The sequence below is a fragment of the Polaromonas sp. genome, from assembly GCF_036676035.1.
In the GTDB taxonomy this organism is placed as follows: Bacteria; Pseudomonadota; Gammaproteobacteria; order Burkholderiales; family Burkholderiaceae_C; genus Polaromonas.
This window is the reverse complement of the sequence record NZ_JAKFDR010000054.1, coordinates 1-26,871: the sequence shown is the minus strand read 5'-3', so window position 1 is coordinate 26,871 and position 26,871 is coordinate 1. Positions and strand designations below refer to the sequence as shown.

The window sequence follows — 26,871 nt, the reverse complement described above, 5'->3', positions numbered from 1 at the left end:
CAGGGCCGCCCCAAGCAAGCACAGCCCCCTCGGGGCTGAGGCCCGCGGCTCCAAGCCCGCCTGCGCGGGCTTGGACGGGCTGAAGAGCCGTCGCCTCTGGCGGCGACTCGTCCAGCGCAGTACGCGAAGCGACAAGCGTGGGGGCCATTTAGCAACTTTACAAACCATCACACCGGCGTCATGGCACAGATACAAGCGCTGTTCAAACTTGCTTGCACCCTGTAGCCCATTCCCGAACTTCGGCCGCAGACCTCTTCTCCTTCTTTTACTTCTTCTCCTGAAAGGAAGCTGCCATGGCCTTTGCCCGCAAACCACTTCAAAGTTTTATCCTCACCAGCCTGCTGGCCACGGCCGGCGCGGCCGCCATCGCCCAAGGCACGGCCGCAACCCAGCCCGCCCCGGCAACGCCTGCCGCCACCGCCCAACCGGCCAGGCCGCACGGCGAGCGCATGCGCCGCCACGATCCCGCCAAGATGCAGGCCTGGATGGCCAAGCGCCAAGCCGAACTGAAAGCCAAACTCCAGCTCACCCCGACGCAGGAAGGCGCGTGGGCCAGTTATGCGGCCGCCATGCAGGAGCCGCTGCGGACCGGCGCCCGCCCGGATGCCGCCGCCCGCGCCGAATTTGACAAGCTGAGCACGCCGCAGCGCATTGACAGGATGCGTACGCTGCGCACCCAGCGCATGGCCGAAATGAACGCCGCCATGGACAAGCGCGGCGAGGCCACCAAAAGCTTTTATGCCACGCTAAGCCCCGAGCAGCAAAAAGTGTTTGATGCCGAATCCACCCGCCGCCGCGGTCATGGCGGCCAACACGGCCGGCACCACCAGCCGGGCTGACCCGGCCTGCAGATCAAGCCTCAAGACACCCAGAAAAAAAGCCCGCTCATATTTTTGGGCGGGCCTTCACCTTGGGGAGACAGTGCGTCCGTCAGGCCAGGGGCCTGCGTCCACGGCAACTGCCAACGATCAGTTCCTGGACTGTGGCGTTGCAGAAGTTTGCACACTGGTCTCTGCGCTGCCGGTCGGATTGGTCTTCGGGTTGGCCGGGTTGCTGGCCGTAGGGCCGCCCGCTGCGCGCTCGGCCTTGCGCTTGGCGCGCGCGGCCTGCCTTTCTTCCGGCGTTGTTTTCACCAGTACCGGGTTGTCCGCTCGCGGATCTTGCTTGGAGCCGGCGGCGGGAATGGCATTGCTGGCGCCACCACCCGCTGCGCGCTCGGCCTTGCGCTTGGCGCGCGCGGCCTGCCTTTCTTCCGGCGTTGTTTTCTCAAGCACCGGGTTGTCCGCCTGCGGGTTTTGCTTGGAACCACCGGACGGGATGATGCTGCTGGCACCCTGCGCAAAAGCAGATGCGCCAAACAGCATGGTGGCTGCCAGTACGGCGGCGGTGGGAATAAAACGAGTGCTAAAGGTACGCATAAAACCTCCTTTGATAAAGCCTCACGAGAGAGGCTGGTTAAAGGAAACTCTGCGCTCCTTGCACAGAGCTGGATTCAATTTTACGAGCGAGGGGGTTGGCACTCTCTCTTTTTTCTGTTACCGATGCAATACTTTGTTACGCCATGTATTGATGGGTTAACCTGAAAGTAACCGCAGGCTTTTCATGCCTCGAGCAAAGCCTTCAGCTCCCCGCTGGCGATCAGTTTCTTCAGGTCCGTCGCGCCTCCCACCAGTGTGCCGCGCACAAACACCATGGGCAGGGTCGGCCAGCCGGTCCACAGCTTCAGAGCATTGCGCTCGCGCCACCGGCTCAGGTAGTTGCCATACTCCAGGTAGTGAAAGGCCACACCCGCGTCATCAAGCGCCTGGCGCGCCTTTTTGACAAACGGGTTGGTGCCCATGCCCACCACGACCACCGCATGCGCCGCCACGGCGGCCTGCACCTCCTGCACGATGGCCTGCTGATGGGTGGCTATTTTTAGGCGGATCGCCGGGTGGATGCGGGCTTCATCAAGAATGGGGCGGGGCATGAGGGGACTCCTTGGTGCAAAAAGGGTGACACAAGGACGCAGAAGGACGCAGGGGCTGAAAACCAGCATAACGCATCAAGATACATTATGTAACAACTCCAAAACTCCGGCAGGCCCGCCAATGCGTCGGCCGTCGCGGGCCGGCCTTAATATGTGCTCGCCCCGATCAAGGGCACAAGAAAAGAGAAAACCCCTGAAGCGTCCGCCAGCGGTCTTGCTGGCGTGACCCTATCTGCAAAGCAACAAAACAAATCACTGAAGGGCTCCTCATGAATCTGGTCCAACGCGTACAAGACATCCTGCTCAAACCCAAAGACACCTGGCCGGTGATCGAGCAGGAGGCCACCGACACGGCCGCCCTCTACAAAAATTACCTCATCATCCTGGCCGCCGTTCCGGCCGTGGCCGCCTTCATTGGCCTGTCACTGATCGGTGTCGGCGCGTTTGGCGTCCACGTCCGCGTGCCCTTTGTCCCGGGCCTGGTCAACATGGTGGTGAGCTACGCGCTCTCGCTGGTCATGGTGTTTGTGCTGGCGCTGGTGGTGGATGCGCTGGCCCCCACCTTTGGCGGCAGCAAAAGCCAGATCAGCGCCCTCAAGCTGGTGGCCTACGGCAGCACCGCCGGTTTTCTGGGCGGCATCTTCAGCCTGCTGCCCTCGCTGTCGATTCTGGGCCTGCTGGCTGCGCTGTACTCCATCTATCTGATCTACACCGGCCTGCCCGTGCTGATGAAAAACCCGCCGGAAAAATCGCTGGCCTACACCGCCGTCATCATTGTGTGCGGCATCGTCGCGGGCGTCATTCTGGGGACAGTCACTGCGTTGCTGACCCCCGGCACCAGCAGCATGCACCTGGGCAGCGGCATGGGCAGCCATGAGGCGGTGTCCATCAAGACACCCGGCGGCGAGATGACCATGGACACCGCCAAGGCGAGAAGACCGACATCGGCAGCCTGAAAAGCGCGGTCAACGGCATGGACCTGGGCAAACTTGAAACCACCAAGCGCGCCGCCAAGTCCTGATCTGAACGCCTGAATCCCCGATCGCACCCACGCAAAAGCCTGGCCCCTTGCGGCGCCAGGCTTTTGCTTTTCAGGCGGCAATATCCGCCCTTCTTGCCTTTATTTTTTCCGGGCTTACCTGGCCATCACTGTGCCCTGCACGTCAGCCTGGAGCATGCCGCTCGCGTTGCTGCCGGCACCGTCAACAGCACGCTGGGCACGCTGTTTGAAGGCCCTGGCCGCTTTCTTGGCCGTCTCGGCCGTCCCGCGTACCGTGTCTTCCACCGCGCTGGATGAAGCGCCCATGGTCACACCCGTGTCGGCCTCAACGCCGACACCCCCCGAGGCGCTGCCTGAGGAAGCACTACCGCCAACACTACCGCTGGCACCGACATTAGCGCCGGCACTACCGCTACCGCCGGCGCTAACTCCGGCACTGGCACCTGCATCCAGGCCAGCGCCCAAGCTCTGGGCATAAACCAGCGGCGCGGTGCACAAGGCCGCCAGAGACAAGGCAACAGCGGCAGGAATGGAACGCATTGAAAAGCTAATCATGATGGACTCCTTCATGAGTTTGACAGGGCCTGGTTCACGGCCCGATAAAGAAAGTGCGGTCAAGCACTGTTGAGAACCACCAGCACCGGATCAGCACTTGAAGGCATGACCGAGCTGGCTAAATTCAATGTAGCGCCGCGCGAGAATGCGTTTTATCGGAGAACCCCGCCGTGGCCTGTAGGACATCGCCCTGCAGCCGCGCCAGGACAGGCCGGGTCACAATGGGCGCCTGCGTTGTTCTGCCCTTGACTTTGCTTTTCCCCGCAACGCTGCTTACACTGACTGTCTTGCCCCATGCGCCCACCTCTGTCCACACCGGTTCGTGACCTTGCCCATGCCGAGGCACCGGTTGCCGCGCCTGTGGCCGACCCTCCTGCCGTGCTTGACATGGATGAGCTGGAGAGTGACACAAAAACCGCGCTGGCAGCGGCCAGCTCCAGCACGTCTTTTTCATTCAAGGTGCTGACCGTCAACATCCACAAGGGCTTTACCTTCCTCAACCGCAAGTTCATCCTGCCCGAGCTGCGCGAAGCGGTGCGCAGCGTGGGCGCCGACGTGGTGTTCCTGCAGGAAGTCACCGGCACGCACACCAAGCACGCCGACCGCTTCGACAACTACCCCGACACCCCGCACTACGAGTTTCTGGCCGACACCATCTGGCCGCAGTTCGCCTATGGCCGCAACGCCGTCTACACCAACGGCCACCATGGCAACGCCGTGCTGTCCAAGTTCCCCATCGTGCGTTTTGAAAACCGCGACGTCTCCATCAGCGGCCCCGAGCGGCGCGGCCTGCTGCACTGCGAGCTGCAGATGCCGGGCCACGGCGTCAACGTGCACGCCATCTGCGTGCACCTGGGCCTGCTCGAGTCGCACCGCATGCAGCAGCTGCAAATGCTGTGCGACTTGGTGCGCAAAGACATCCCGCCCCACTCGCCTGTGGTGGCGGCCGGCGACTTCAACGACTGGCGGCTGCGCGCCCACGGCCTGCTGGAGCACAACGCCGACCTGCACGAGGTGTTTGTGCAGGCCCACGGCTCGGCCGCCCGCACCTTTCCGGCCCGCTTTCCCCTGCTGCAGCTCGACCGCATCTACGTGCGCAACGCCATCGGCCATGTCCCGGTGGTGCTGCCCAGAAAGCCCTGGTCGCACCTGTCCGACCACGCACCGCTGGCCGCCGAAATCGAGCTTTGACCAGCCCATGGCGAGCAACGGCTTGCTATCTATTTAATAGCTGTTTGCGCACGCATTGCGTGGGCTGAAGGCCAATTTAACTTGAAAGTCAATGGATGACTCAGCCTGCCGGCACCAGCCGCAGCAGCGTGATCGCAGACGGTGCGCCAAAGCGCTTTCCAGCGGCCACGTTTCATCCGCTCACAAGTGCGACAATCCGTGCGGCCTGATTCACCTTTTTCCAAGCTACCCTCGGCCTTTCTTACTTTCGGCCACGCCATCTTCTGCCACCCATGACCGTTGCCATCCCGGCCACCACCCCTGCCACCTTTGAGATCAAAAGCGCCAACCTGCCCCTGGTGGCGCTGCTGCTCAAATCCACCGACCTCGCCGCGCTGTCACGCGAGCTGGCGCTGCGCTTTGGCGACGTCCCTGATTTCTTTGACCAAGACCCGCTGCTGATCGACCTGTCCCCGCTCGACGCTGTGGTGCGTGCAGGCGCCAGCGTGGGCCCTATCGACTTTTCAGCGCTCATCACCCTGCTGGGCGAGTACCAGTTGGTTCCCCTCGCCATCAAAGGCGGCAGCCCCGGGCAACAGGCCGCAGCGCTGGCGGCCGGCCTGCTGCCCGTGCCCGACGCGCATCTGGTGCCCGCCAAACCAGCGGCGGCACCGGCGACCCCCAGTGAAGCCCCGCCCACGGCGCCGCTGGGCGCCCTGGTCATCGACAAGCCCCTGCGCTCGGGCCAGCAGGTGTATGCGCGCGGGCGCGACCTGGTGGTGCTGGCCATGGTCAACGCCGGCGCAGAGGTCATTGCCGACGGCCACATCCATGTCTATGCACCGCTGCGCGGCAAGGCCATGGCCGGCGCGCGCGGCAATACCGACGCGCGCATCTTCTCGCTGGCGCTGGAGGCCGAGCTCCTGTCCATCGCCGGGGTTTACCGCACCAGCGAGCGCCCCCTGCCGCCCAGCGTGGCGGGCAAGCCTGCGCAGGTGCGGCTGGTGCCCGGCGCTGATGGCGACACACTGGTGATGAGCGCGATGTGATGAAGGCCCCCACGCTTGTCACTTCGTGTACTGCGCTGGACGAGTCGCCGCCAGAGGCGACGGCTCTTCAGCCCGTCCAAGCCCGCGCAGGCGGGCTTGGAGCCGCGGGCCTCAGCCCCGAGGGGGCTAATTTTCCTTGGGGCGGCCCTGCGGAAAATTGTTGTGCCCCATGCTTTTCACAGATCCCCGTTCGTCCTGAGGTATCGAAGGACATCCCCAGAAGGGCCGCTCTTGCCTGAAGCGGCGCCAGCCCGACCCTGACACCCCTCTTTCGTTTTCAAAAGGACTTTTACCGATGACAAAAATCATTGTGGTCACCTCCGGCAAAGGCGGCGTGGGTAAAACCACCACCAGTGCCAGCTTTGCAACCGGCCTCGCTTTGCGCGGCCACAAAACCGCCGTGATCGACTTCGACGTCGGCCTGCGCAACCTCGACCTCATCATGGGCTGCGAACGCCGCGTGGTGTACGACCTCATCAACGTCATCCACGGCGAGGCCACCCTCAACCAGGCCCTCATCAAAGACAAGCAGTGCCACAACCTCTTTGTGCTGGCCGCCTCGCAAACCCGCGACAAAGACGCATTGACCAAAGACGGCGTGGAAAAAGTCCTGAAGGACCTCGCTGCCATGGACTTTGAGTACATCGTGTGCGACTCGCCGGCCGGCATCGAAACCGGCGCCCTGCTGGCCATGCACTTCGCCGACGAAGCCCTGGTGGTAACCAACCCCGAAGTCTCTTCGGTGCGCGACTCCGACCGCATCCTCGGCATGCTCTCAAGCAAGACCAAGCGCGCGATCGACGGCGGCGAGCCGATCCGGGAACACCTGCTCATCACCCGCTACAACCCCAGCCGCGTCGACCAGGGGCAAATGCTCTCGCTCGAAGACATCAAGGACATCCTGCGCATCAAGCTCATCGGCGTCATCCCCGAATCAGAGTCCGTGCTGCAGGCCTCCAACCAGGGCGTGCCGGCCGTGCACCTGCACGGCAGCGACGTGTCGGAGGCCTACAAAGACGTGATCGACCGCTTCCTCGGCGACAAAGACAAGCCCATGCGGTTTATCGATGCGCAAAAGCCCGGCCTGCTCAAGCGCTGGTTTGGGGGGAAGTGAGGCCATGTCGTTTTTGTCTTTCCTGATCGGCGAAAAGAAAAAGACCGCCAGCGTCGCCAAGGAGCGGCTGCAAATCATCCTGGCCCACGAGCGCACAGGCCGCAGCCCCAAACCCGACTACCTGCCCGCGCTGCAGCGCGACCTGATCGCGGTCATCGCCAAATACATCCCCATCAATCCCGACGACATCAAAGTCAACCTGGAGCGGCAGGACAACCTGGATGTGCTGGAAGTGAAGATAGAGCTGCCCGACAAGGCCTTGAAGCCCGCGGGCGTGGCGTGACGGCGGTCGGCCAACAGTTTGCAATCAGCGGATGGGCCAAGTCGCTACATATTTCATAGCTGTTTGCGCATATTTTATGCGGCCTACCACCTGATTTGGCTTACTAAACCGTACTTTGACCGCCAAATAAACGTAAGTCCGCGCCCCGCTTGAGTTTTGGTTTGCGGGGTGAGCCAAGCGCCGCGGCTCACGCGTCAGCGTATTGCGCCATCAGCGCAGGCACCGCCGGTTTGGCGCAGCGCTGCAGGGCCATCAGCAGGGCATGGTCGGGTCGGGCCACACCGTGGCGGCTGCGCAAGTCGTGCTGAATCTGGCCCAGCAGCGACGCCGCCATTTCCGCATCGGCCAGTGCGCGGTGGGCGCGGCCCGCTTTAGGCAAGCGGTGGTAATCGACCAGCACGCCCAGTTTATGGCTGGGCGCATGGGGGTAGAGTCGTCTGGCCACCAGCATGGTGCAGGCAAACGGCTGGGTCGCCCTCTCCCCTGCACGGCTTAGCTCGGCCTCCCAGAACTTGCGGTCAAACGAAGCGTTGTGCGCCACCAGGGGCGCGTTGCCGACAAAGCGACTGGCGTCGGCCATGACCGTGGCGGCATCGGGCGCGCTGGCCACCATGGCGTTGGTGATGCCCGTGAGCCCGGTAATGAAGGCCGGGATGCGCACGCCCGCGTTCATCAAACTCTGAAAGCGGTCCACCACCTTGTCGCCCTCCACCAGTACGATGGCCACCTCGGTGGCGCGGTCGCCCATGGCGGGCGACAGGCCCGTGGTTTCAAAGTCAATGACGGCGATGGGTTGCACAGCCGCCATCAGCCCAGCGGCCGCACGCCGATCAGCACGCCATGGGCCCAGAACGCAAACCCCGCCCAGGCCACCATGCCCACCCCCACCGTGATGGCCGTGCCCGCCGCAGTGCCCGGCGGGTACACGGCCTGCGCCGCACGGTCCCGCCCCCGCGCCGCCTTGAAGCAACACACCGCCCACACCAGAAAGGCGCCAAACAGCACCACGCCCGCCAGCGTGCCGTTGGCCAGCAGGTGCGCCAAGGCCCACACCTTCACCGACAGCAGCATGGGGTGATGCAGTTTGGCCTTGATGGCGTTGCGCGGCACATAGGTCGCCACCAGCAGAATGAAGGCGAGCAGCATCAGCAGCGCAGCCACATGCCGCATGCCCACGGGCGGCGTCCACAGCACCGCCGGGTTCTGGCGCGCCAGGCCATAGCCCCACACCAGCAGCACAAAGCCGGCAATGGACAGCAGCGCGTAAACACCCTTCCACGGCTTCTCGCCCAGCCGGGCAATCATCTGCGTGCGCCAGCCATCGGCCACGATGCGCGTGGAGTGCACGCCCAGGAACAGGACCAGGCCCAGGATCAATACCGCCATGTGAACCCCTCCGGAATATGGTTGCAGCAATTATGCGGCCATGCCATGCGCACACGCATCAACCGCCATTGCTCCCATCGTTCTCTTCCTGGGTGGGCAATGCCCTGCGCGGCTGGCGCCCAGCCACATCGAAGGGCGACCGGGCTTGCTGGTGTACGAGGACGAAGCGGCGCTATTAAATTAATAGCTGCTTACACCCGTACCACCTGGGGTTCAGGCTAGTTTTTCTTAAAATCTGACCAGCAAATCGCCCACAGCGCCTCCATCAACCCGCCAGCGCCCCCAGCCGCAGCGTCACACCCGCCTTCTTCTGCACGGTATTCAGTGTCAATAACGCCTGCCCGGCGTCATATTGGCGCATCGCAAGCATTTGTTGTGGCTGTGTGTTTAGCCAAAGCTAGCGCGGTAGGTCACCGGATCTAAAACGCAATGCTGATCAAGCGCGCCCTTAAGGTCAAAAAGCCGAGGCGCTTTCCTGAACTCAAAAAGCCTGTAAAGATGAAATTGGTCTTTTGCGCCATGAGACAAGGCCAGTTCACCGCGTGAAATAAAAAATGGTGTATCTCGGCCAAACGTCGTGGTTTTAACTTCGATGAAGCGTTCTTTCCCGTCTGGCTCAAACGAAAGCACGTCATAGCCCAAGCCATCGCCCTTGGATTGAGAAACATGATCAACCTTGTCAGCAAGCTTCGGATGACCCAATTTGGTAAGACGCCAATGCTCGAAATTAACAATAAACTCCTCCCCCGCCAGCCCCAGCGACTGGTTTTGCGCTTCGCGTTCAAGATAGTCTCTTTTGACCGCCTTGAAGAACAACGGGTCGACTGGCTCGGACACTCGATGTTGTTTGATGGGGGCTTCTGATTCCACCTTTGTGAAGTCCGTGAGCGTTGGTACCAATGCGGGTTGCTGCACAGCCGCAAGTGCAGCACTATCGAGAGTAGATTTACCACGTACTTGTTCCGCCGCCACGATTGCCAGCAGCCCTTGGTAATTTGAACGCGGCTTATAGCCACGGATATTTGGAAAACCAAGATCGATCATGACCGCGCTGATGTTGCCGTGTTTAAACTCTATCGACGCATCGGATCTATCTTGTAGCTTGTCTTGCAACCTTCGGCGGTGCTCACTTTTGCTGTAACTCTGGCCGGCCAGTTCTAACGTCAGCATTTGCAGATAGTCGGCAACAATTGCCTCCACCTCTTCGCGCGACCATTCCATGACAATTCCAGACAATTTGTAAAGGTGATTCAGTTATCTTAGGGTGTCGCGTCGTTGAAGCAGACTGGAACGCAAAAAATCAAACATTCCACCTTATGGCCGTTAGCAAAGCTCGACGTACAGCTCACAAGCACACCCACCGCTAACTAAAGCATCCGGCTTTTGGCTCTGCTCCTGAGCCACTTCTGGGCTTGGATTTCATTCAGGCATCCGGGCGAGTCGTTCTGCAGCATCCTGCAACCCAGAAAAAATGGCATCCGCTACACGCGCCGGAAATTGCGCAGGCAGCTCACGTCCAACCCGCGCAATGACCGCCGGTGTCTTCTCCAGAATCTCCGCAATGATGGTTTCAACCGAGTCGCCAAGGCCATTGCGCCGTGCCGTTTCATTCCAATGGCGACGCTGCACATCGCGCATCTTCCAGTGCGGGTTCTTGCCTCGCACCGCCATGGCCAGCTTGACCTGGAACGGTTTGATCTGATTTGCGCCGTTGCCCAGCCAAGGGTAAGCCGACAACACGTCATACAGTGGCGTCATCGCAAACGCACCGCGCGCCTGCAAGTGGAGACTGAAATTCTTCGCATGGCCATCGGGCGCACAGAGCAGCCAAAACAACAGTTGGGCCCGGAAAAAGTTCATGCGATCCTTGCCCCGTTGCTCAGACGAATCGAGCAGGCCCAGAATCCGGTCCATGCCTGGGCCACCATCCACCTCGTATTTGACCAGTGGCGAGGTGCCTGTCGCCTGGCACATGTCTTCCTGCGGCAAACGGAGCAAGGCCTTACGCTCTGGCGTCCAGCGTCGGTCAAAGCGCTCGACGATCAGGGCTTTGGTGCCATTGAAGTCCCCCTTCTCACAGCGCGCCACGGGCAATCCGTAAGCCGCCAGGATCTGCGCGCACAGCCACTCGTTCTCTACAGACCCGTTCAGGTCAATCTTCTGGTTGCCAACCAACCCCATCGGGAGCTTCAGGATATGTGTGGTCGGGGTCGCACCGCGGGGTCGCATCCATTGGTCGCCCACGCGCAGCAACGCGGTTTTCTCCTGTGCGCCCGCAATCGAGATGCGGAAATCCCCACCCCCGCCAAGGCTGCCCAAGCCGCTCCCTGGCGCGACGGCGGCAGCCAGTTCCCTGGCGACTCCGGCATTGTCGAGCGGCTCGCCTTCGATAACAAAAGGATCACCTGGATCATCGCCCGCGGGAACGATCTGCAGGGCACCCACACAGTCGCGACCGATTTCGGCCAGCAAGTCGAAGGCGTCAGTCGTGCCGGTCTTGAAGCGCTGGGCCAGCCGCTCCAGAATGGGCTGACTGTCAGGCAACAGATTAGAAAAATAATGCCGTACGGCCGCGCCCTGATGCGGCAGATTACCGGGCTGAAACGGCAAAGACAACGATAAAGGACGCCCATCGGGTGCATCAGCCCACGCCGCCGAGTAGCTCAGCGTGTCACGCACGGCATGGCGTGACCAAACGCCCACATGCCGGCCGTTCATCCACAAATCCAGGTGCTGGGTGTGAGAGCGCCTCCCCATGAGTCACCAGTCCAGCGGCCCGGACTTGCCGGTTTCGGATTGATCGGGTGTGAGTACTTTGGTGTCCGCCTGTTTGTCACGCAGAACCAACTCGACTCCGATGGCTGAAAGCAGGCGCAGCAGGCGGCTCACGCTGGCCGACGAAGCGTTGCGCTCCAGATCAGAGGCGGTTTGCTGGGTGACACCCATCGCTCGTGCAAGGTCAGCCTGCGTCATGCCCCTGGCCTTGCGAAAGCTCTTGAGCAACATGGGAACTTGTTGCTCGCTTCGAACCGGATAGTCGTTCATACAACCTACTAGCTGTTAATTCATTTAACAAATAGTAGGCTGTTTTTATTGTTTACGCAAGATAGGCTGTTTTAGTGAAACTTCATTCCGCTGGGCCTTGCTTCGGCAACCCATCAATCGCCCGAAGACACCTGTAGCCGCAACTCAAACATCAATATTCCCAGCCCGCAGCGCATTCGTCTCAATAAACTCCCGGCGCGGCTCCACTTCGTCGCCCATCAGCATGGTGAACACGCGGTCGGCTTCAATGGCGTCGTCAATCTGCACCCTGAGCAGGCGGCGCACCGCCGGGTCCATGGTGGTTTCCCACAGCTGGGCCGGGTTCATCTCGCCCAGGCCTTTGTAGCGCTGGCGTGCGGTGGCGTTTTCGGCCTGGGCAATCAGCCAGCGCATGGCCTGGCGGAAGTCGCTGACTTTTTCTTCTTTCTGCTTGTCGCCCTCGCCGCGCATCACGCGCGCGCCCTCGCTGAGCAGGCCGCGGAAGGTGTTGGCGGCCTCGGCCAGCGCCGCGTAGTCGGCGCCGTGCACAAAGTCCTGCGTGATGATGCTGCTCTTGACGTTGCCATGGTGGTGGCGGCTGATGCGCAGAATCGGCTTGTCGGTGCGCACGTCAAACTCGCCGGCCACTTCGGCCGGGCTGCCGGTGCTGTTGAGGTCCGCCAGTTTGGCCTGCAGCGCCACCGCGCAGGCTTCGGCTTCGGCCGTGCTGTCCAGGTTCAGCACCACGCCGTCGGCAATCGCGCGCAGGCCTTCGGCGTCCATGAAGCCGCCCAGCCGCGCAATCACGGCCTCGGCCAGCTGGTGCTTGCGGGCCAGCCCGTCCAGCGTTTCGCCGCTAAGGGTGGTGCCGTTCGGCCCGCCGGTAAACACACTGGCGTCCTTGAGCGCAATGCGCAGCAGGAAGCCATCGAGAGCGGCCGCGTCCTTGAGGTACAGCTCTTCCTTGCCGGCCTTGACCTTGTACAGCGGTGGCTGCGCAATGTAGATGTGGCCGCGCTCAACCAGCTCGGGCATCTGGCGGTAAAAGAAGGTCAGCAGCAAGGTGCGGATGTGCGCGCCGTCCACGTCGGCATCGGTCATGATGATGATGCGGTGATAGCGCAGCTTGGCAGCGTTGAAGTCGTCGTTGCCGGCGCCGCCGGCCTTGCCAATGCCGGTGCCCAGGGCCGTGATCAGCGTCAGGATTTCATTGCTGGTCAGCAGCTTTTCGTAGCGGGCTTTTTCCACGTTCAGGATCTTGCCGCGCAGGGGCAAGATGGCCTGGAACTTGCGGTCGCGGCCCTGCTTGGCAGAGCCGCCGGCGGAGTCGCCCTCGACGATGTAGATTTCGCACATGGCGGGGTCTTTTTCCTGGCAGTCGGCCAGCTTGCCGGGCAGGCCCATGCCGTCCAGCACGCCCTTGCGGCGCGTCATCTCGCGCGCCTTGCGGGCGGCTTCGCGGGCGCGGGCGGCTTCAACAATCTTGCCGCAAATGATCTTGGCGTCGTTGGGCCGCTCCTGCAGGTAGTCGCCCAGCAGCTTGCTCACAATGTCTTCCACCGGGCCACGCACTTCGCTGGACACCAGCTTGTCCTTGGTCTGGCTGCTGAACTTGGGCTCGGGCACTTTGACGCTCAGCACGCAGCACAAGCCTTCGCGCATGTCGTCGCCGGTCACCTCGACCTTGGCCTTCTTGGCCAGTTCGGTTTCTTCGATGTACTTGTTGATCACGCGCGTCATGGCGGCGCGCAGACCGGTCAGGTGGGTGCCTCCGTCACGCTGGGGAATGTTGTTGGTGAAGCACAGCACGCTTTCGTTGTAGCCGCTGTTCCACTGCATCGCCACTTCCACGCCGATGTTGGTGCCCTGGTCGCTCTGGCGGTCCCCCATGGCATTGAACACATTGGGGTGCAGCACGCTTTTGCCTTTGTTGATGAACTCGACAAAGCCCTTGACGCCGCCGGCACCGGCAAAGTCGTCTTCCTTGCCCGTGCGTTCGTCGATCAGGCGGATGCGCACGCCATTGTTCAGAAAACTCAGCTCGCGCAAGCGCTTGCTGAGGATTTCGTAGTGGAAATCGCTGTTTTCCCTGAAGATTTCCGTGTCGGGCAGGAAGTGGACTTCGGTGCCGCGCTTTTCAGTGTCGCCCATCACCTTCATGGGAGACACTTCCACGCCGCCCACGGTTTCAAGGATGCGGTTTTGCACAAAGCCCTTGGAAAACTCCATCATGTGCACTTTGCCGTCGCGGCGAATCGTCAGGCGCAGCATTTTGGACAGCGCGTTCACGCAGCTCACACCCACACCGTGCAGGCCGCCCGACACCTTGTAGCTGTTCTGGTTGAACTTGCCGCCCGCGTGCAGCTCGGTCAGGGCGATCTCGGCGGCCGAGCGCTTGGGCTCGTGCTTGTCGTCCATCTTGATGCCGGTCGGGATGCCGCGGCCATTGTCGACCACGCTGATGGAGTTGTCGGTGTGGATGGTGACCACGATGTCGTCGCAGTGGCCGGCCAGGGCTTCGTCGATCGAGTTGTCCACCACCTCGAACACCAGGTGGTGCAGACCGGTACCGTCCGAGGTGTCGCCAATGTACATGCCCGGGCGTTTGCGCACGGCTTCCAGGCCTTCCAGAATCTGGATGGAACCCTCGCCATAGCCTTCGCTGGCACCGGCCTGGTTGGTGTCGATCTTGGGCTGGAAATTGGAGCTTTCCTCGCCTGCGACACCTTCATGAACCTGCTGATCGGCAGCTTCTTTCGGTTTATTTTCTTCGGTCATGCTCAACTCTCTTCAACTTTTCTCAATCTCTTGAATGACCAAACCCGCGCTTCCCTGTGGATGCAGCGCGGGCTTGTTTGTATTTTTCTGCGCTTGTCTGCGTCAAATGCGCATTGGCATCACCACGTATTTGAAGGCCGCATCGTCGGGAATGGTCAGCAGTGCCGAGCTGTTTGAATCGGCCAGCTCGATCTTCACCATGTCCTGGTCCATATTGGCCAGCGCGTCGATCAGGTAGGTCACATTGAAGCCGATTTCGATTTCGTCACCGCTGTAGTCGATGTCAAGCTCGTCGACGGCCTCTTCCTGCTCGGCGTTGTTGGAGGCCACACGCAGCGTGCCGGGTTCGATGTTCAGACGCACGCCCTTGAACTTCTCGCTGGTCAAAATCGCAGTGCGCTGCAGGCTGGCCAGCAGCGGCGCACGGCCCAGGGTGATGATGTTCTTGTGGTTCTTGGGAATCACGCGGTTGTAGTCGGGGAATTTGCCTTCGACCAGCTTGGTCACAAACTCCATGCCTTCAAAGCTGAACTTGGCCTGGTTGCCGGCAAACTGCATTTCAATCGCACCCTCTTTGTCGCTGAGCAGGCGCTGCATTTCAAGCACGGTCTTGCGCGGCAGGATCACTTCCTGGCGGGGCACTTCGACATCGAGCGTGGCGGACGAAAACGCCAGACGGTGGCCGTCGGTGGCTACCAGGCTCAGCTGCTGGCCTTCCGCGACAAACAAAATGCCGTTGAGGTAGTAGCGGATGTCGTGCACCGCCATGGCAAACGAGACCTGGTTGAGCAGTTCCTTGAGCACTTTTTGCGGCACCGAGAAGCTGGGGCCGAAGTTGGCGGCCTCCTGCACCAGCGGAAAGTCTTCGGCGGGCAGCGTCTGCAGCGTGAAGCGGCTCTTGCCCCCCTTGAGGATCAGCTTGTTCTGGCTCGACTCCAGCGAAACCATCTGGTCGCTGGGCATGGAGCGCAGGATGTCGATCAGTTTGCGCGCACCCACCGTGGTGGTGAAGTTGCCTGAATCGCCCTCGAGCTCGGCCGTGGTCCGTATCTGGATTTCAAGATCGCTGGTGGTCAGCTGCACCTGGGCACCGGTTTTTCGGATCAGCACGTTGGCCAGAATCGGCAGGGTATGCCGGCGCTCCACGATGCCCGCAACCGATTGCAATACCGACAACACTTTATCTTGGGTGGCTTTCAGAACGATCATGTCTTTCCTCTTTATTTCTCTTTAATTCTTTAATTCAAATTAGTAGTAGTAGATAAGGGCAGCACCAATCTGTGGATATGCCTATTTTCCCCTTTTTGATCAACTACTTGGCGTTTGTTTAACCTTGTGCCCAGACCTCTGGTTTGATGCCCTGCCCAATATGAACAACTTGGGCCTGCAGCCCGCTGCTGTGGATAAGTCATGGCTTGTTCAAAAGTTGTCCCCATGGTTATGGGGCTGACCCTCTGGGCCGTCAAACCGGACGAAAAAGCACGCATGCATCAGCCTTTCAGGGTTTGTTCCAGCACATGCAGCTGCTGGTTGAGCTCCGTCATCTGCTGGCGCTCGGCCGACATCTTGCGCACGGCGTGCAGCACGGTGGTGTGGTCACGGCCGCCAAACAGCTCGCCAATCTCGGGCAGGCTCTTCTGGGTCAGCTCCTTGGCCAGGTACATGGCAATCTGGCGCGGCCGGGCAATGCTGGCCGGCCGCTTCTTGGAGTACATGTCGGCGACCTTGATCTTGTAATAGTCGGCCACCGTTTTCTGGATGTTTTCGACCGAAATCTGCCGGTTCTGGATGCTGAGCAGGTCGCGCAGGGCCTCCCGGGCCAGCTGGATGGTGATCTCCTTCTGGTTGAAGCGCGAGTAAGCCAGGATTTTGCGCAGCGCGCCTTCCAGCTCACGCACGTTGGAACGCACGTTCTTGGCGACAAAGAAGGCGACTTCTTCCGGCATTTCCGTGCCTTCGGCCTCGGCCTTGCGGATCAGGATGGCCACCCGCATTTCCAGTTCGGGCGGCTCGATGGCCACCGTCAGGCCCGAGTCAAAGCGCGACACCAGGCGCTCATGAATGTCGGTCAGGCCCTTGGGGTAGGTGTCGCTGGTCATCACGATGTGCGACTTTTTGGTCAGCAGGGCCTCAAAGGCGTTGAAGAACTCTTCCTGGGTCCGGTCCTTGTTGGCAAAAAACTGCACATCGTCAATCAGCAGCAAATCGAGCGAGTGGTAGCGCTCCTTGAACTCGTCAAAAGTCTTGCGCTGGTAAGCCTTAACCACATCTGAAACAAATTGTTCGGCATGGATGTAGAGAACTTTAGCGGCCGGGTTGTCGGCCAGCAGCTTGTTGCCAATCGCGTGCACCAGGTGGGTTTTGCCCAGACCGACGCCGCCATAGATAAAAAGCGGGTTGTACAGCTGGCCCAGGCTGCTGGAAACATGCAGGGCCGCGGCCCTGCCCATGCGGTTGGCCGTGCCTTCAATCAGGGTGTCAAAGGTCAGGGCGGTGTTGAGCCGGTTTTTGAAAGGCGCACCGGCGGCCTCTTCAGGAACCCCCAGGCCGACCGGTTCTGAAACACCCAATGCTTCAAAGCTTCTGGTCAAAGATCCAGATTTTGCAGAAGATTCGCGCGGAGCGAGCGCTAACTCAAGTTGTATGCTGTGGCCGGAAACTTTTTCGAGCAGGGCGGCAATGCGTGCGGCATACTGCGCGCGAATCCAGTCGAGCTTGAAGCGGTTGCCGACCTGAATGGTGACCTTGGACAGGTCCGCCGCCACCTCGGCCGCCAGTGGGCGGATCCAGGTGTTGAACTGCTGCTCGGGGAGTTCCTGCGCCAGGTGGTCAACGCAGGCTTGCCACAAGTCATGGCTCAGGTTATGAACGGAAGCCTCACTCATGGCTTGTTTTGGCTAGACGGCTGTCGCAGCTGCGCTTGTGGATATTCTTAATTTTTGGCACCGTTCATTGTAGTCTTTCATCAAAGTTATCCACAAAATAAATTGACCGGGTTTAACCTAGGCGCAGCCCGTTTTTCTGCTAGCGCACCCATCTCAATCTTTACCCCAACAGCAGGGCCTAACTTGTTGCCAGGCTTGAGAAATCTGCGATAATCGTGGGTTTCCCTGATTCGTAGGGGATTTGCGCGTGGCGACAAGGCCCTGTTTTTCAGGGTTTGGGGCAACTTGCAAACCCTGCTGACTTGAAGTGCTGGCTGTGCTGTATGGCCACCAAGATCACAATCACGACGGGGAGCCATCTAGTTTGTAGGACCCATCATGAAACGCACTTACCAACCTTCCAAAGTCAAGCGCGCACGTACGCACGGCTTCCTGGCACGCATGAAAACGCGTGGCGGCCGCGCAGTGATTGCTGCACGTCGCGCCAAAGGCCGCAAGCGTCTGGCTGTTTAAGCGCGTTTCCTCTGCAGGCCCCACCAAGTTATAGGGCGCTTGCTTTGCAGCGACTTCAAACCCGGGCGCAGTTCCAGGCCGTACTGGCGGGCGCCATCGTCGCCAAAACGCCGCATTTCGCCTTGCACCGCAATGGCCTCGATGTGGTGCCGGCCCCCGACGCCGGCCAGGCCGCGCCCGCAGACCCTGCGGCCACGGCAGCGCCCTCCACAGCGCGCCAGGCACCGGCTCTTTTCCCGGTTCACGATATGTGGATGGGTGCGCTGGTGCCCAAACGTTGGGCCAAACGCGCCGTCACGCGCAACGCCATCAAAAGACAGATCTACACCGTGAGCGCTGGTTTTTTGCACCAATACCCCAAAGCCGCCTTTGTGGTTCGCTTGCGCCGTGATTTTTCCCGCAAGGAGTTTGTCAGCGCCAGCTCCGAGAACCTCAAGCGCGCCGTGCGCACCGAGGTGCTGGCACTGATGCAGGCCGGAGCAAGGGCCCCATGAAGCACGCCCTGTCCGTCATTCGCCGCTGCCCACAGCGCCTGCTGATCACACTGGTCAAAGCGTATCGCCTGCTGCTCAGCCCCTGGCTGGGCTCGGCGTGCCGGTTTGAGCCCACCTGCTCCGCTTATTCATTGCAGGCACTGCAGCAGCATGGGGCCGCCGCCGGCAGCTACCTGACACTGCGCCGCCTGGCGCGCTGCCACCCCTGGTGCGCGGGCGGCCATGATCCCGTGCCGGAGCACACCGCCTTTTTCACCCCTTTGGTCACACCCGTGACCTCAATTCCCTCTACAAAGAAGCCGTCATGAACGACATCCGCCGCACCATCTTGTGGGTGATTTTTGGTTTTTCCATGGTCCTGCTGTGGGACAAGTGGCAGGTTTTCAATGGGCACAAGCCCACCTTTTTCCCCGGCGCCACGCAAAGCGAAAGCCCCAAAGCCGCGGCACCAGCGGCCCGCCCTGCCGCAACGGCTTCTTCTGTGCCGGGCGGCAGCGCCGTGTCCGCGCCTGCTTCCGTCCCCAGCGCGGCCGCGGCTACTTCGGGCGCGGTCCCTGCGGGCGCGCCGGGCACCGCCCCGTCGGCGACCAAGGAGCGTCTGGTGGTCACCACCGACGTTTTCACCCTGACCTTTGACACCGAAGGCGGCACGCTGATTCACTCGGCGTTCACCAAGTACAAGGACATGAGCGACAAGAACAGCGGTTTTGTGCTGTTCGACGAAAGCGCCAACCGGGTCTACATGGCACAAACCGGCCTGATTGCCGGCAGCGCCGGCGGCAGCTTCCCCACCCACAAAACCGTGATGGCGGCCGTGCCCGGTGAGCGCAGCCTCAAAGACGGCCAGAACCAGCTCGAGGTCAAGTTTGAATCGGCCGACATCGGCGGCGTCAAGCTGGTCAAAACCTACACCTTGAAGCGCGGCGCCTACGACATTGCGGTGCGCCATGAGGTGGTCAACACCAGCAGCAGCCCGGTGTCGCCGCAGCTGTACCTGCAACTGGTGCGTGACGGCAACAAGCCGCCCGGAGAGTCCTCGTTCTATTCCACCTTCACCGGCCCGGCCATCTATACCGACGCCAAGAAGTACCAGAAGGTCGAGTTCAAGGAGATTGAGGACAACAAGGTGGATGTGGAAAAACAGGCCACCAACGGCTATGTCGCCATGGTGCAGCACTACTTTGCCTCGGCCTGGCTGCTGGGCGACGGCCTCAAGCGCGACCTGTTCCTGCGCAAGGTCGACATCAACCTGTATGCCGTCGGCATGATCACGCCGCTGGAGCCGATTGCACCGGGGGCCAGCAAGTCCATCGAGACCAGGCTTTTCATCGGCCCACAGGAAGAAAAAGTGCTGGAAGCTATTACGCCTGGCCTGGAACTGGTCAAGGATTACGGCGTGTTAACCATTCTGGCCAAGCCGCTGTACTGGCTGCTCGACAAGTTGCAAGGCTATATCCACAACTGGGGCTGGTCCATCGTGGCACTGGTGGTGCTGCTCAAGGTCGCGTTCTACTGGCTCAACGCCAAGGCTTACGCCAGCATGGCCAAGATGAAGGCCATCAACCCCAAGATCATGGAAATGCGCGAGCGCCTGAAGGACAAGCCCCAGGAGATGCAGCAGCAGATGATGAAAATCTACCGCGAGGAGAAGGTCAACCCCATGGGTGGCTGCTTCCCCATCATGATCCAGATCCCGGTGTTCATTGCACTGTACTGGGTGCTGCTGTCCAGCGTGGAGATGCGCAATGCCCCCTGGGTTCTGTGGATCAAGGACTTGTCTTCACCCGACCCCTTCTTCATCCTGCCGCTGCTCATGACGCTGACGACCCTGCTGCAGACCGCCCTGAACCCCGCGCCGCCGGATCCGATGCAGGCCAAGCTGATGTGGTTCATGCCGCTGATTTTCAGCGTGATGTTCTTCTTCTTCCCGGCCGGCCTAGTGCTGTACTGGATCACCAACAACATCCTGTCGATTGCCCAGCAGTGGGTGATCAACACGCGAATGGGTGTGCCGCCGCAGTTCAACCTGCCGAAGTTCAAGTAAAGGAAAGGCCCCCACGTTTGTCACTGCGTGTACTGCACTGCCCCCCGAGGGGGCTAATTTTCCTAGGGGCGGCCCGTCGGAAAATTGCCCTTCGCACGTTTCAAATCTCCGCTCGTCCTGAGCCTGTCGAAGGATGCCTCCACGGAGCTTGCTAGCATGCTGCCGCGTCACAACGATCCCATTGCCGCCATCGCCACTGCTCCGGGGCGCGGGGGGGTGGGCATTGTGCGGGTCTCGGGCAAGGACATCGCGCCGGTGATTGCCGCGGTCTGCAATCGCGCGCTTAAACCACGTGAAGCCACCTACCTGCCGTTTCGCGACGCTCAGGGCCAGGCGATTGACCAGGGCCTGGCGATTCATTTTCCGGCGCCCCACTCCTACACCGGCGAAGACGTGCTGGAGCTGCAGGCCCATGGCGGGCCGGTGGTGCTGCAGCTGCTGCTGGCGCGCTGCCTGCAGGCCGGCGCCGAGCTCAACCCGGCGACGGGCCAGCCCAGGTTGGCGCAGCTGCGGGTGGCGCAACCCGGCGAGTTCACCGAGCGCGCGTTTTTAAACGACAAGATGGACCTGGCGCAGGCCGAGGCGATTGCCGACCTGATTGACGCCAGCACCGAAACCGCCGCACGCTCGGCCGCGCGCTCGCTGTCGGGCGAGTTCTCGGGCGAAGTCCATGCCCTGCGTGACCAACTGGTGCATCTGCGCATGCTGGTCGAGGCGACGCTGGATTTTCCAGAAGAAGACATCGATTTTCTGCAAAAAGCCGATGCCCAGGGCCAGCTCGCCGCCCTGACGCGCACGCTGGCGACGGTGATGCAGCGCGCGCAGCAGGGCGCCATCTTGCGCGAAGGCATCAAGGTGGTGATCGCCGGCCAGCCCAATGCCGGCAAAAGCTCGCTGCTCAATGCGCTGGCCGGTGCCGAGCTGGCCATCGTCACCCCGATTGCCGGCACCACGCGCGACAAGGTTTCGCAGCTGATCCAGGTGGAAGGCGTGCCGCTGCATGTGGTGGACACCGCCGGCCTGCGCGAGAGCCATCTGCCCGGCGTGGACGAGGTCGAGAAAATCGGCATAGCGCGCGCCTGGGCTGAAATCCACAGCGCCGACGCCGTGCTGTTTCTGCACGACCTGACGCGCCAGCACACGCCCGATGATCCGGAAAATGCTATTAATTACATAGCTGCCGACGCCCAAATAGCAAGGGCCATCGCCGAAAAACTACCTGCAAACATTCCCGTGATCGATGTCTGGAACAAGTCCGACATGGTGGCCCCGGCGCTGCTGGCGCAGCGGCCGTCCGGCGTGCAGATCTCGGCCAAAACGGGGGCCGGCCTGCAGCCGCTGCGCCAGCAACTGCTGCAGCTGGTGGGCTGGCAGTCGGCGCCGGAAGGCGTCTTCATGGCGCGTGAGCGCCATGTGCTGGCGCTGCGCAAGGTGGACGAGCAGCTGGTGCGGGCGCAGGCCCAGCTGCACGCGCCAGCCCCGGCGCTGGACTTGCTGGCCGAAGACCTGCGGCAGGCCCAGCTGCATTTGAGCGAGATCACCGGCGAATTCACGCCCGACGACCTGCTGGGCGAGATTTTCTCGAAGTTCTGCATCGGCAAATAGCCGGCCGAACCGCGCCTGGCGGCGCGTCACAGGGACCTGAATTTACAAATCCGGAATTCACGTATCAGGTGTAAGCGCGCGTTAAGCTCTCTTGCCGGGCCCACCGTGCAAAGGGTATCGTCCATCCCATCATGAACGCACCACTCCCCGCCTCCGTCCGTTTTGACATCAGGGGCCTTGCGCAGGCGATTGCGCATGGCCATGCCAGCGATGCCTTGCGTTGCCAGTTCAACCAGCCCCATTGGGACATTCTGGCCAGCCACATGCAGCCGTTTGCGCTGACCAATGGGCAGGTGCTGATCGAGCAGGGCGCGCTGGACCGCACCCTTTACTTCATTGAAAGCGGCACCCTCAGCGTGCATTACGAGGACGAAAAGGCGCGCGTGCGCATGGCCATGGTTGGGGCCGGCACGGTGCTGGGAGAGGGCGCGTTTTTCTCGCACCAGCCGCGCAGCGCCACCGTGCAGGCCGCCAGTGCCTGCAAGTTGTGGTGCCTGACTCCCATGCGCTTCCTCGAACTGGCCAACCGGCACAGCCCGATCGCGCTGGAGTTGACCATGGCCATGGGTGCCGTGATGGCCAAGCGTCTGTACAACCGGCCCAAGCGCGTGGCCGTGACCTGAGGACCGGCGTTGCCCCTTTGTGTGACTTTTTCCCCAAAGATGGCGGCCGGCCATCGCCGGTGATGATTTGGGGGGCGGCGGCAGCTTGCAAAACCCGGATCGCTGGGTAAACTGCTTGAAAACCAAGCCTGCCTAGCCCGAGCGACGCGCCTTTCCCGATCAGCGAAAGAAGGGCGACCCCTAACATCCATAACGAGAGCGCCGTGTATGTCATTTTTTAATTGGTTTTCTGGCAAAACCAGAAAACCCAGCCAGGCCACCGCCAAATCATTGGGCGACAACGACAGCTCGGGCCTGACGCGCGACGACGAGCGCACCCGCCCCATCGCCGGGCGCGAGCGCACCGCAGCGGCGCGGCCCGAGCGGCCTGCCGACGATGATGCGAGCGCCAGCGAGGGGCGCAAAACCAAACGCCATGCCCGCCGCGAGCTGCTTTACGTCGCCGTGCGCGAGTCCATGACCCGTGCCGGCGTGCTGTCGGCCAGCTATAAATTCAAGGTGCTTTCGCTGGATCAGCGCGGCAACCAGTTTCTGGTCATGATGGACTTGGCCCAGGAGTTTGGCGGCCAGACCGAGCGGCTGGCCGAAATCGAGGCCATGATCGCCCAGACCGCCAAAGCACGTTTTGATATCCGCGTGACGGCGGTGTACTGGCGCATGAACGAGCTGGTGTCGGTGGGCCGGCCCATTCGGGCGAGCCAGCCGGCGGCCCTGGCACCGGCCGCGCCGGCTTTTACCGATGCCGCGCCACCGCAAGCCAGGCCCGGGGCTCCACGCTACGAACCGATCCAGGCCGACGAAGTGGCCGCGTTCAAGCAGGCGCTGGCGGCGGCATCTGCACAGGGGCTGGCCTCCTTGCCTGAGACCAGCGCCCCGCACCGCGGCCCGCGCTCGTACACCCTGCTGACCGGCTTTGAGGACACGGAAATGGCGGAGGAGGATGCCAGTACCTCCCCGGCCCTCAGTACCACGCAGTACGGCGACCTCAACTGAACCGGGAAACCGCAGTTGAACGTTTCGCAGCTGATGGCGGCCATTGAGGCCCTGGACGCACACGATGCGCTCGCGTGCAAGCTCACGCTGGACGACTGGAAAAAGGTCGGCCCCTACCTGAGCCAGCGCTTTCTCAACACCGGCGATGTGCTGATGACCGAGGGCGACCTGTCTCGCGAACTCTACATCCTGGCCGAGGGCGGGCTGGAGGTGACACTGCGCAACCACCTGATCACCACGCTGGCGCCCGGCATGGTGGTTGGCGAAGGCACTTTTTTCTCGGGGCATGAGCGCAGCGCCACCGTGGTGGCCACCGGACCGGGCGTGGCCTGGGGCTTGAGCTGGGACAAGTTTGAAGCGATGTCCCGCCAGCATCCGCGCCTGGCGCTGGACCTGTGCCGCGGCGTGGCAGCCGTGCTGGCCGTGCGCATGCGCGAGGCCGTGCTGGTGGGGCATTTCGCCTGAGTCCGGCAGTCCGGCACAGGCTTGCAGTGCTAAATTGGCCGTCAGCCCATGAAGAATAAGCGTCAGTAGCTATTAAATCAATAGCAAAACCAAGGTCAATGGCCGGCAAAGTCGACCAGCGTGAACAGCGGCAGGCCTGCCGCCCTCAACTTGTCGGAGCCGCCCAGCTCGGGCAAGTCCACGATCGCCGCGCCTTCCATCACGGTGGCGCCCAGTTTTTCGAGCAGCTTCTTGCCGGCCATCATGGTGCCGCCGGTGGCAATCAGGTCGTCAATCAGCAGTACCCGGGCGCCCGGCTTGACGGCGTCGGTGTGCAGCTCCACCGTGGCGCTGCCGTACTCCAGCTCGTAGGTTTCCTGCACCGTGGCGTAGGGCAGCTTGCCTTTTTTGCGAATCGGCACAAAACCGATATTGAGCTCGTAGGCGATCACGGCGCCCAGGATGAAGCCGCGTGCGTCAAGTCCGGCCACCACATCGGGGCGCAGGTCAGCATCCATGTAGCGGTGCACAAAGGCATCAATCAAGACGCGGAAGACCTTGGGGTCCTGCAGCAGCGGCGTGATGTCGCGAAACTGCACACCCGGCGTCGGCCAGTCGGGCACAGTGCGGATGTGGCTTTTCAGATACCGGTTGATGGTCTGGTGGCTGAGTTGATGGCGCGGGTCGGGGTTTGGCATGACACGTCCAAAAAGAATGGAGCAAGCCCCATTTTGCCCTGCGGATCAGTTTTCGAGCAGCATCTCGGTGGCCACGGCCAGCGCTTCTGGTTTGCCCGACAGCACCAGCGTGTCGCCGCCCTCGAGCAGCGTGTCTTCATCGGCCTTCAGCGTTTTGCCGTTGCTGCGCCGCAGGCTGACGACGCGCACGCCTGCCGCGTGCAGCGCCAACTCGCCCAGTGGCTTGCCCGGCGACCTCAGCCCCATGGGCAGCGTCACGGTCGAGAGGCGCTCCTGCTCCAGTTCGCCTACGGTGTCGTCGTCGGCGCCGCGAAAGTAGCCGCGCAGCAGGTTGTAGCGGGCATCGCGCTGGTCCTGCACCACGCGGATCACGCGTCGCATGGGCACGCCCACCAGCGCCAGCGCGTGGCTGGCCAGCATCAGGCTGCCTTCAATCGCTTCCGGCACGACTTCGGTGGCACCGGCGGTCTGCAGCTTTTCCAGGTCCCGGTCATCGGCCGTGCGCACGATCACCGGCACGGTGGGCGCATGGGCGCGCGTGTTGGCCAGCACCTTGACGGCGCTGGCGGTGTCCAGATAGGTCACCACCACGGCGCTGGCGCGCGCCAGACCCGCGGCGATCAGGGACTGCAGGCGGACGGCGTCGCCAAACACCACGGAATCTCCGGCGGCGGCGGCCTGCCGCACGCGGTCAGGGTCGAGGTCCAGCGCGATATAGGGGATGCCCTCGCCTTCCAGTACATGGCCCAGGTTCTGCCCGCAGCGGCCGTAGCCGCAGATGATCACGTGTTTATCCACGTTGATGGACTTGCGCGCGATCGAGGTCATTTGCAGCGATTGCTGCAGCCATTCGCTGGCCACCAGCTTCATCACGATGCGGTTGCTGTACATGATGATGAAAGGCGTGGCCAGCATCGACAGCACCATGCTGGCCAGAATCGGGTTGAGCAGCGCCGGCGGCACCAGCGCGTTTTGCTGCGCCAGCGCCAGCAGCACAAAGCCGAACTCGCCGGCCTGCGCCAGGTACAGGCCGGTGCGCAGCGACACGCCGGTGGTCGCGCCCAAGCCGCGGGCCAGCGCCGTGACCAGCACCAGCTTGAACAGCACCGGCAGCGTCATCAATACCAGCACCAGCGGCCAGCGGCCCGCCACCTCCCGCCAGTCCAGCATCATGCCGATGCTGATGAAAAACAGGCCCAGCAGCACATCGTGAAACGGCCGGATGTCGGTTTCCACCTGGTGCTTGTACTCGGTCTCCGAAATCAGCATGCCGGCAATGAAGGCGCCCAGCGCCAGGCTCAGGCCGGCCAGTTCGGTCAGCCAGGCCAGGCTCAGCGTGACCAGCAGCAGGTTGAGCACAAACAGCTCCTCGCTCTTGCGCCGGGCCACGAGGGTGAGCCACCAGCGCATCGCGCGCTGCCCGCCGACCAGCAGCACCGCGATCAGCGCCGCCGCCTTGAGGCTTGCCAGCGCCAGCGCCATGAACAGCGCCTCGGGCTCGGCGCCCAGCGCCGGAATCAGCACCAGCAGCGGCACCACGGCCAAATCCTGGAACAGCAGCACGCCCATGATGCGCTTGCCATGCTCGGACTCCATCTCCAGCCGCTCGGCCATGAGCTTGACTACGATCGCCGTGCTGCTCATCGCGAGCGCGCCCGACAGCGCCAGCGCGGTCTGCCACCCCATCTTCCAGAGCGTGGGCGCCAGGGTGGCCAGAAACAGCGAGCCGAAGGTGGCCAGCACCACCGTCAGCGCCACCTGGAACAGGCCCAGCCCGAACACATGGCGGCGCATGGAGCGCAGCTTGGGCAGGTTGAACTCCAGCCCGATCACAAACATCAGGAACACCACGCCAAACTCGCCCAGGTGGCGCACGCCCTCGGAGTTCTGTGCCAGCGCCAGTGCATTCGGGCCTATGAGCACGCCCACGGCCAGGTAACCGAGCATGGGCGGCAGCAATAGCTTGCGGCAGGCGACCACGCCAAGCACAGCGGCGAGCAGGTACAGCAGCGTCAGTTCCAGCGCGGTCATGGGGCGATGGTAGCCGATGAACATGCAGCCGCCATGCAGTTTTGGTGCCAGTGTGGGTGCCGGCGCGGGCGTCTTCCGGTAAGAACATCGCCCCCACGCTTGTCACTGCGTGTACTGCGCTGGACGAGTCGCCGCCAGAGGCGACGGCTCTTCAGCCCGTCCAAGCCCGCGCAGGCGGGCTTGGAGCCGCGGGCCTCAGCCCCGAGGGGGCTG

The 26,871-nt window shown here is 62.1% G+C and carries 27 protein-coding genes; 14 read left to right on the top strand and 13 right to left on the bottom strand.

Going from position 1 to position 26,871, the window contains the following annotated elements; translation table 11 throughout:
• Positions 1–293 precede the first annotated feature (293 nt).
• Positions 294–839: a Spy/CpxP family protein refolding chaperone gene (locus tag V6M61_RS08365; RefSeq protein WP_332776104.1), complete on the top strand. Its 546-nt coding sequence runs from the start codon at positions 294–296 to the stop codon at positions 837–839.
• A gap of 129 nt (positions 840–968) precedes the next feature.
• Here the strand turns inward: V6M61_RS08365 and V6M61_RS08360 are convergent, their stop codons facing one another.
• Together V6M61_RS08360 and V6M61_RS08355 are read right to left on the bottom strand one after the other, a co-directional pair.
• Entirely contained in the window at positions 969–1,418 is a 450-nt protein-coding gene (locus V6M61_RS08360; RefSeq protein ID WP_332776103.1) for a hypothetical protein, read from the bottom strand.
• Between the two features lie 182 nt (positions 1,419–1,600).
• Complete coding sequence (locus V6M61_RS08355; RefSeq protein ID WP_332776102.1) at positions 1,601–1,969, bottom strand: glutaredoxin; 369 nt, start codon at positions 1,967–1,969, stop codon at positions 1,601–1,603.
• A gap of 269 nt (positions 1,970–2,238) precedes the next feature.
• Between V6M61_RS08355 and V6M61_RS08350 the strand changes: the two genes are divergently transcribed.
• Positions 2,239–2,925: a Yip1 family protein gene (locus V6M61_RS08350; RefSeq protein ID WP_332776101.1), complete on the top strand. Its 687-nt coding sequence runs from the start codon at positions 2,239–2,241 to the stop codon at positions 2,923–2,925.
• A gap of 179 nt (positions 2,926–3,104) precedes the next feature.
• Here V6M61_RS08350 and V6M61_RS08345 read toward each other — a convergent pair whose 3' ends face one another.
• Complete coding sequence (locus V6M61_RS08345) at positions 3,105–3,524, bottom strand: hypothetical protein (RefSeq protein ID WP_332776100.1); 420 nt, start codon at positions 3,522–3,524, stop codon at positions 3,105–3,107.
• 294 nt (positions 3,525–3,818) lie between these two features.
• Here V6M61_RS08345 and V6M61_RS08340 point away from each other — a divergent pair, with 294 nt between their 5' ends.
• The 4 genes from V6M61_RS08340 (at position 3,819) to minE (ending at position 7,140) form a co-directional block, all read left to right on the top strand.
• Entirely contained in the window at positions 3,819–4,715 is an 897-nt protein-coding gene (locus V6M61_RS08340) for an endonuclease/exonuclease/phosphatase family protein (RefSeq protein ID WP_442957751.1), read from the top strand.
• A gap of 272 nt (positions 4,716–4,987) precedes the next feature.
• Entirely contained in the window at positions 4,988–5,743 is a 756-nt protein-coding gene (minC, locus tag V6M61_RS08335) for a septum site-determining protein MinC (RefSeq protein ID WP_332776099.1), read from the top strand.
• A gap of 295 nt (positions 5,744–6,038) precedes the next feature.
• Positions 6,039–6,857, top strand: a complete 819-nt coding sequence (gene minD / locus V6M61_RS08330; protein ID WP_332776098.1) for a septum site-determining protein MinD — start codon at positions 6,039–6,041, stop codon at positions 6,855–6,857.
• Positions 6,858–6,861: 4 nt separating this feature from the next.
• Positions 6,862–7,140, top strand: coding sequence for a cell division topological specificity factor MinE (gene minE / locus V6M61_RS08325; protein WP_332776097.1), 279 nt, complete (start codon positions 6,862–6,864; stop codon positions 7,138–7,140).
• A 187-nt stretch (positions 7,141–7,327) separates the two neighbouring features.
• Here the strand turns inward: minE and V6M61_RS08320 are convergent, their stop codons facing one another.
• The 8 genes from V6M61_RS08320 to dnaA all read right to left on the bottom strand — a co-directional run bounded on the left by V6M61_RS08320 (position 7,328) and on the right by dnaA (position 17,213).
• The gene (locus tag V6M61_RS08320; RefSeq protein WP_332776105.1) at positions 7,328–7,939 is read right to left on the bottom strand and encodes a 3'-5' exonuclease; all 612 of its coding nucleotides are present in this window, start codon (positions 7,937–7,939) and stop codon (positions 7,328–7,330) included.
• A gap of 8 nt (positions 7,940–7,947) precedes the next feature.
• Positions 7,948–8,526 (bottom strand): NnrU family protein, encoded by a 579-nt coding sequence (locus tag V6M61_RS08315; RefSeq protein WP_332776096.1) that lies wholly within the window; start codon positions 8,524–8,526, stop codon positions 7,948–7,950.
• 387 nt (positions 8,527–8,913) lie between these two features.
• Complete coding sequence (locus V6M61_RS08310) at positions 8,914–9,747, bottom strand: DUF3883 domain-containing protein (protein ID WP_332776095.1); 834 nt, start codon at positions 9,745–9,747, stop codon at positions 8,914–8,916.
• Positions 9,748–9,945: 198 nt separating this feature from the next.
• Positions 9,946–11,283: a type II toxin-antitoxin system HipA family toxin gene (locus V6M61_RS08305; protein ID WP_442957750.1), complete on the bottom strand. Its 1,338-nt coding sequence runs from the start codon at positions 11,281–11,283 to the stop codon at positions 9,946–9,948.
• A 3-nt stretch (positions 11,284–11,286) separates the two neighbouring features.
• Positions 11,287–11,571, bottom strand: a complete 285-nt coding sequence (locus tag V6M61_RS08300) for a helix-turn-helix domain-containing protein (RefSeq protein ID WP_332776093.1) — start codon at positions 11,569–11,571, stop codon at positions 11,287–11,289.
• Positions 11,572–11,715: 144 nt separating this feature from the next.
• Complete coding sequence (gyrB, locus tag V6M61_RS08295; protein ID WP_332776092.1) at positions 11,716–14,328, bottom strand: DNA topoisomerase (ATP-hydrolyzing) subunit B; 2,613 nt, start codon at positions 14,326–14,328, stop codon at positions 11,716–11,718.
• Positions 14,329–14,430: 102 nt separating this feature from the next.
• Positions 14,431–15,537: a DNA polymerase III subunit beta gene (gene dnaN, locus V6M61_RS08290; protein WP_332776091.1), complete on the bottom strand. Its 1,107-nt coding sequence runs from the start codon at positions 15,535–15,537 to the stop codon at positions 14,431–14,433.
• A 281-nt stretch (positions 15,538–15,818) separates the two neighbouring features.
• Positions 15,819–17,213 carry a chromosomal replication initiator protein DnaA gene (gene dnaA / locus V6M61_RS08285; protein WP_332776090.1) on the bottom strand — a complete coding sequence of 465 codons (1,395 nt, stop codon included), beginning with the start codon at positions 17,211–17,213 and terminating at the stop codon, positions 15,819–15,821.
• A gap of 378 nt (positions 17,214–17,591) precedes the next feature.
• Here dnaA and rpmH point away from each other — a divergent pair, with 378 nt between their 5' ends.
• From rpmH to V6M61_RS08245, 8 genes are all read left to right on the top strand, one after another.
• The gene (gene rpmH / locus V6M61_RS08280; RefSeq protein WP_332776089.1) at positions 17,592–17,726 is read left to right on the top strand and encodes a 50S ribosomal protein L34; all 135 of its coding nucleotides are present in this window, start codon (positions 17,592–17,594) and stop codon (positions 17,724–17,726) included.
• A 44-nt stretch (positions 17,727–17,770) separates the two neighbouring features.
• Positions 17,771–18,220, top strand: a complete 450-nt coding sequence (locus V6M61_RS08275) for a ribonuclease P protein component (RefSeq protein ID WP_332776088.1) — start codon at positions 17,771–17,773, stop codon at positions 18,218–18,220.
• A complete protein-coding gene (gene yidD, locus V6M61_RS08270) occupies positions 18,217–18,528 on the top strand; it encodes a membrane protein insertion efficiency factor YidD (RefSeq protein WP_332776087.1) in 312 nt (103 codons plus the stop codon). Before V6M61_RS08275 ends, yidD begins: the two co-directional genes overlap by 4 nt.
• Positions 18,525–20,264, top strand: coding sequence for a membrane protein insertase YidC (gene yidC / locus V6M61_RS08265; protein ID WP_332776086.1), 1,740 nt, complete (start codon positions 18,525–18,527; stop codon positions 20,262–20,264). Before yidD ends, yidC begins: the two co-directional genes overlap by 4 nt.
• 156 nt (positions 20,265–20,420) lie before the next feature.
• On the top strand, positions 20,421–21,869 hold the full coding sequence (gene mnmE / locus V6M61_RS08260; RefSeq protein WP_332776085.1) for a tRNA uridine-5-carboxymethylaminomethyl(34) synthesis GTPase MnmE: 1,449 nt from the start codon (positions 20,421–20,423) through the stop codon (positions 21,867–21,869).
• A 131-nt stretch (positions 21,870–22,000) separates the two neighbouring features.
• On the top strand, positions 22,001–22,492 hold the full coding sequence (locus V6M61_RS08255; protein WP_332776084.1) for a Crp/Fnr family transcriptional regulator: 492 nt from the start codon (positions 22,001–22,003) through the stop codon (positions 22,490–22,492).
• A gap of 207 nt (positions 22,493–22,699) precedes the next feature.
• Complete coding sequence (locus V6M61_RS08250; RefSeq protein ID WP_332776083.1) at positions 22,700–23,485, top strand: hypothetical protein; 786 nt, start codon at positions 22,700–22,702, stop codon at positions 23,483–23,485.
• Between the two features lie 15 nt (positions 23,486–23,500).
• Positions 23,501–23,950: a Crp/Fnr family transcriptional regulator gene (locus V6M61_RS08245; protein ID WP_332776082.1), complete on the top strand. Its 450-nt coding sequence runs from the start codon at positions 23,501–23,503 to the stop codon at positions 23,948–23,950.
• 95 nt (positions 23,951–24,045) lie between these two features.
• On the opposite strand, the gene V6M61_RS08240 is transcribed toward V6M61_RS08245, so the two are convergent.
• Both V6M61_RS08240 and V6M61_RS08235 read right to left on the bottom strand, forming a co-directional pair.
• Positions 24,046–24,627, bottom strand: a complete 582-nt coding sequence (locus tag V6M61_RS08240; protein ID WP_332776081.1) for an adenine phosphoribosyltransferase — start codon at positions 24,625–24,627, stop codon at positions 24,046–24,048.
• A 45-nt stretch (positions 24,628–24,672) separates the two neighbouring features.
• A complete protein-coding gene (locus V6M61_RS08235; protein ID WP_332776080.1) occupies positions 24,673–26,658 on the bottom strand; it encodes a cation:proton antiporter domain-containing protein in 1,986 nt (661 codons plus the stop codon).
• Positions 26,659–26,871 lie beyond the last annotated feature (213 nt).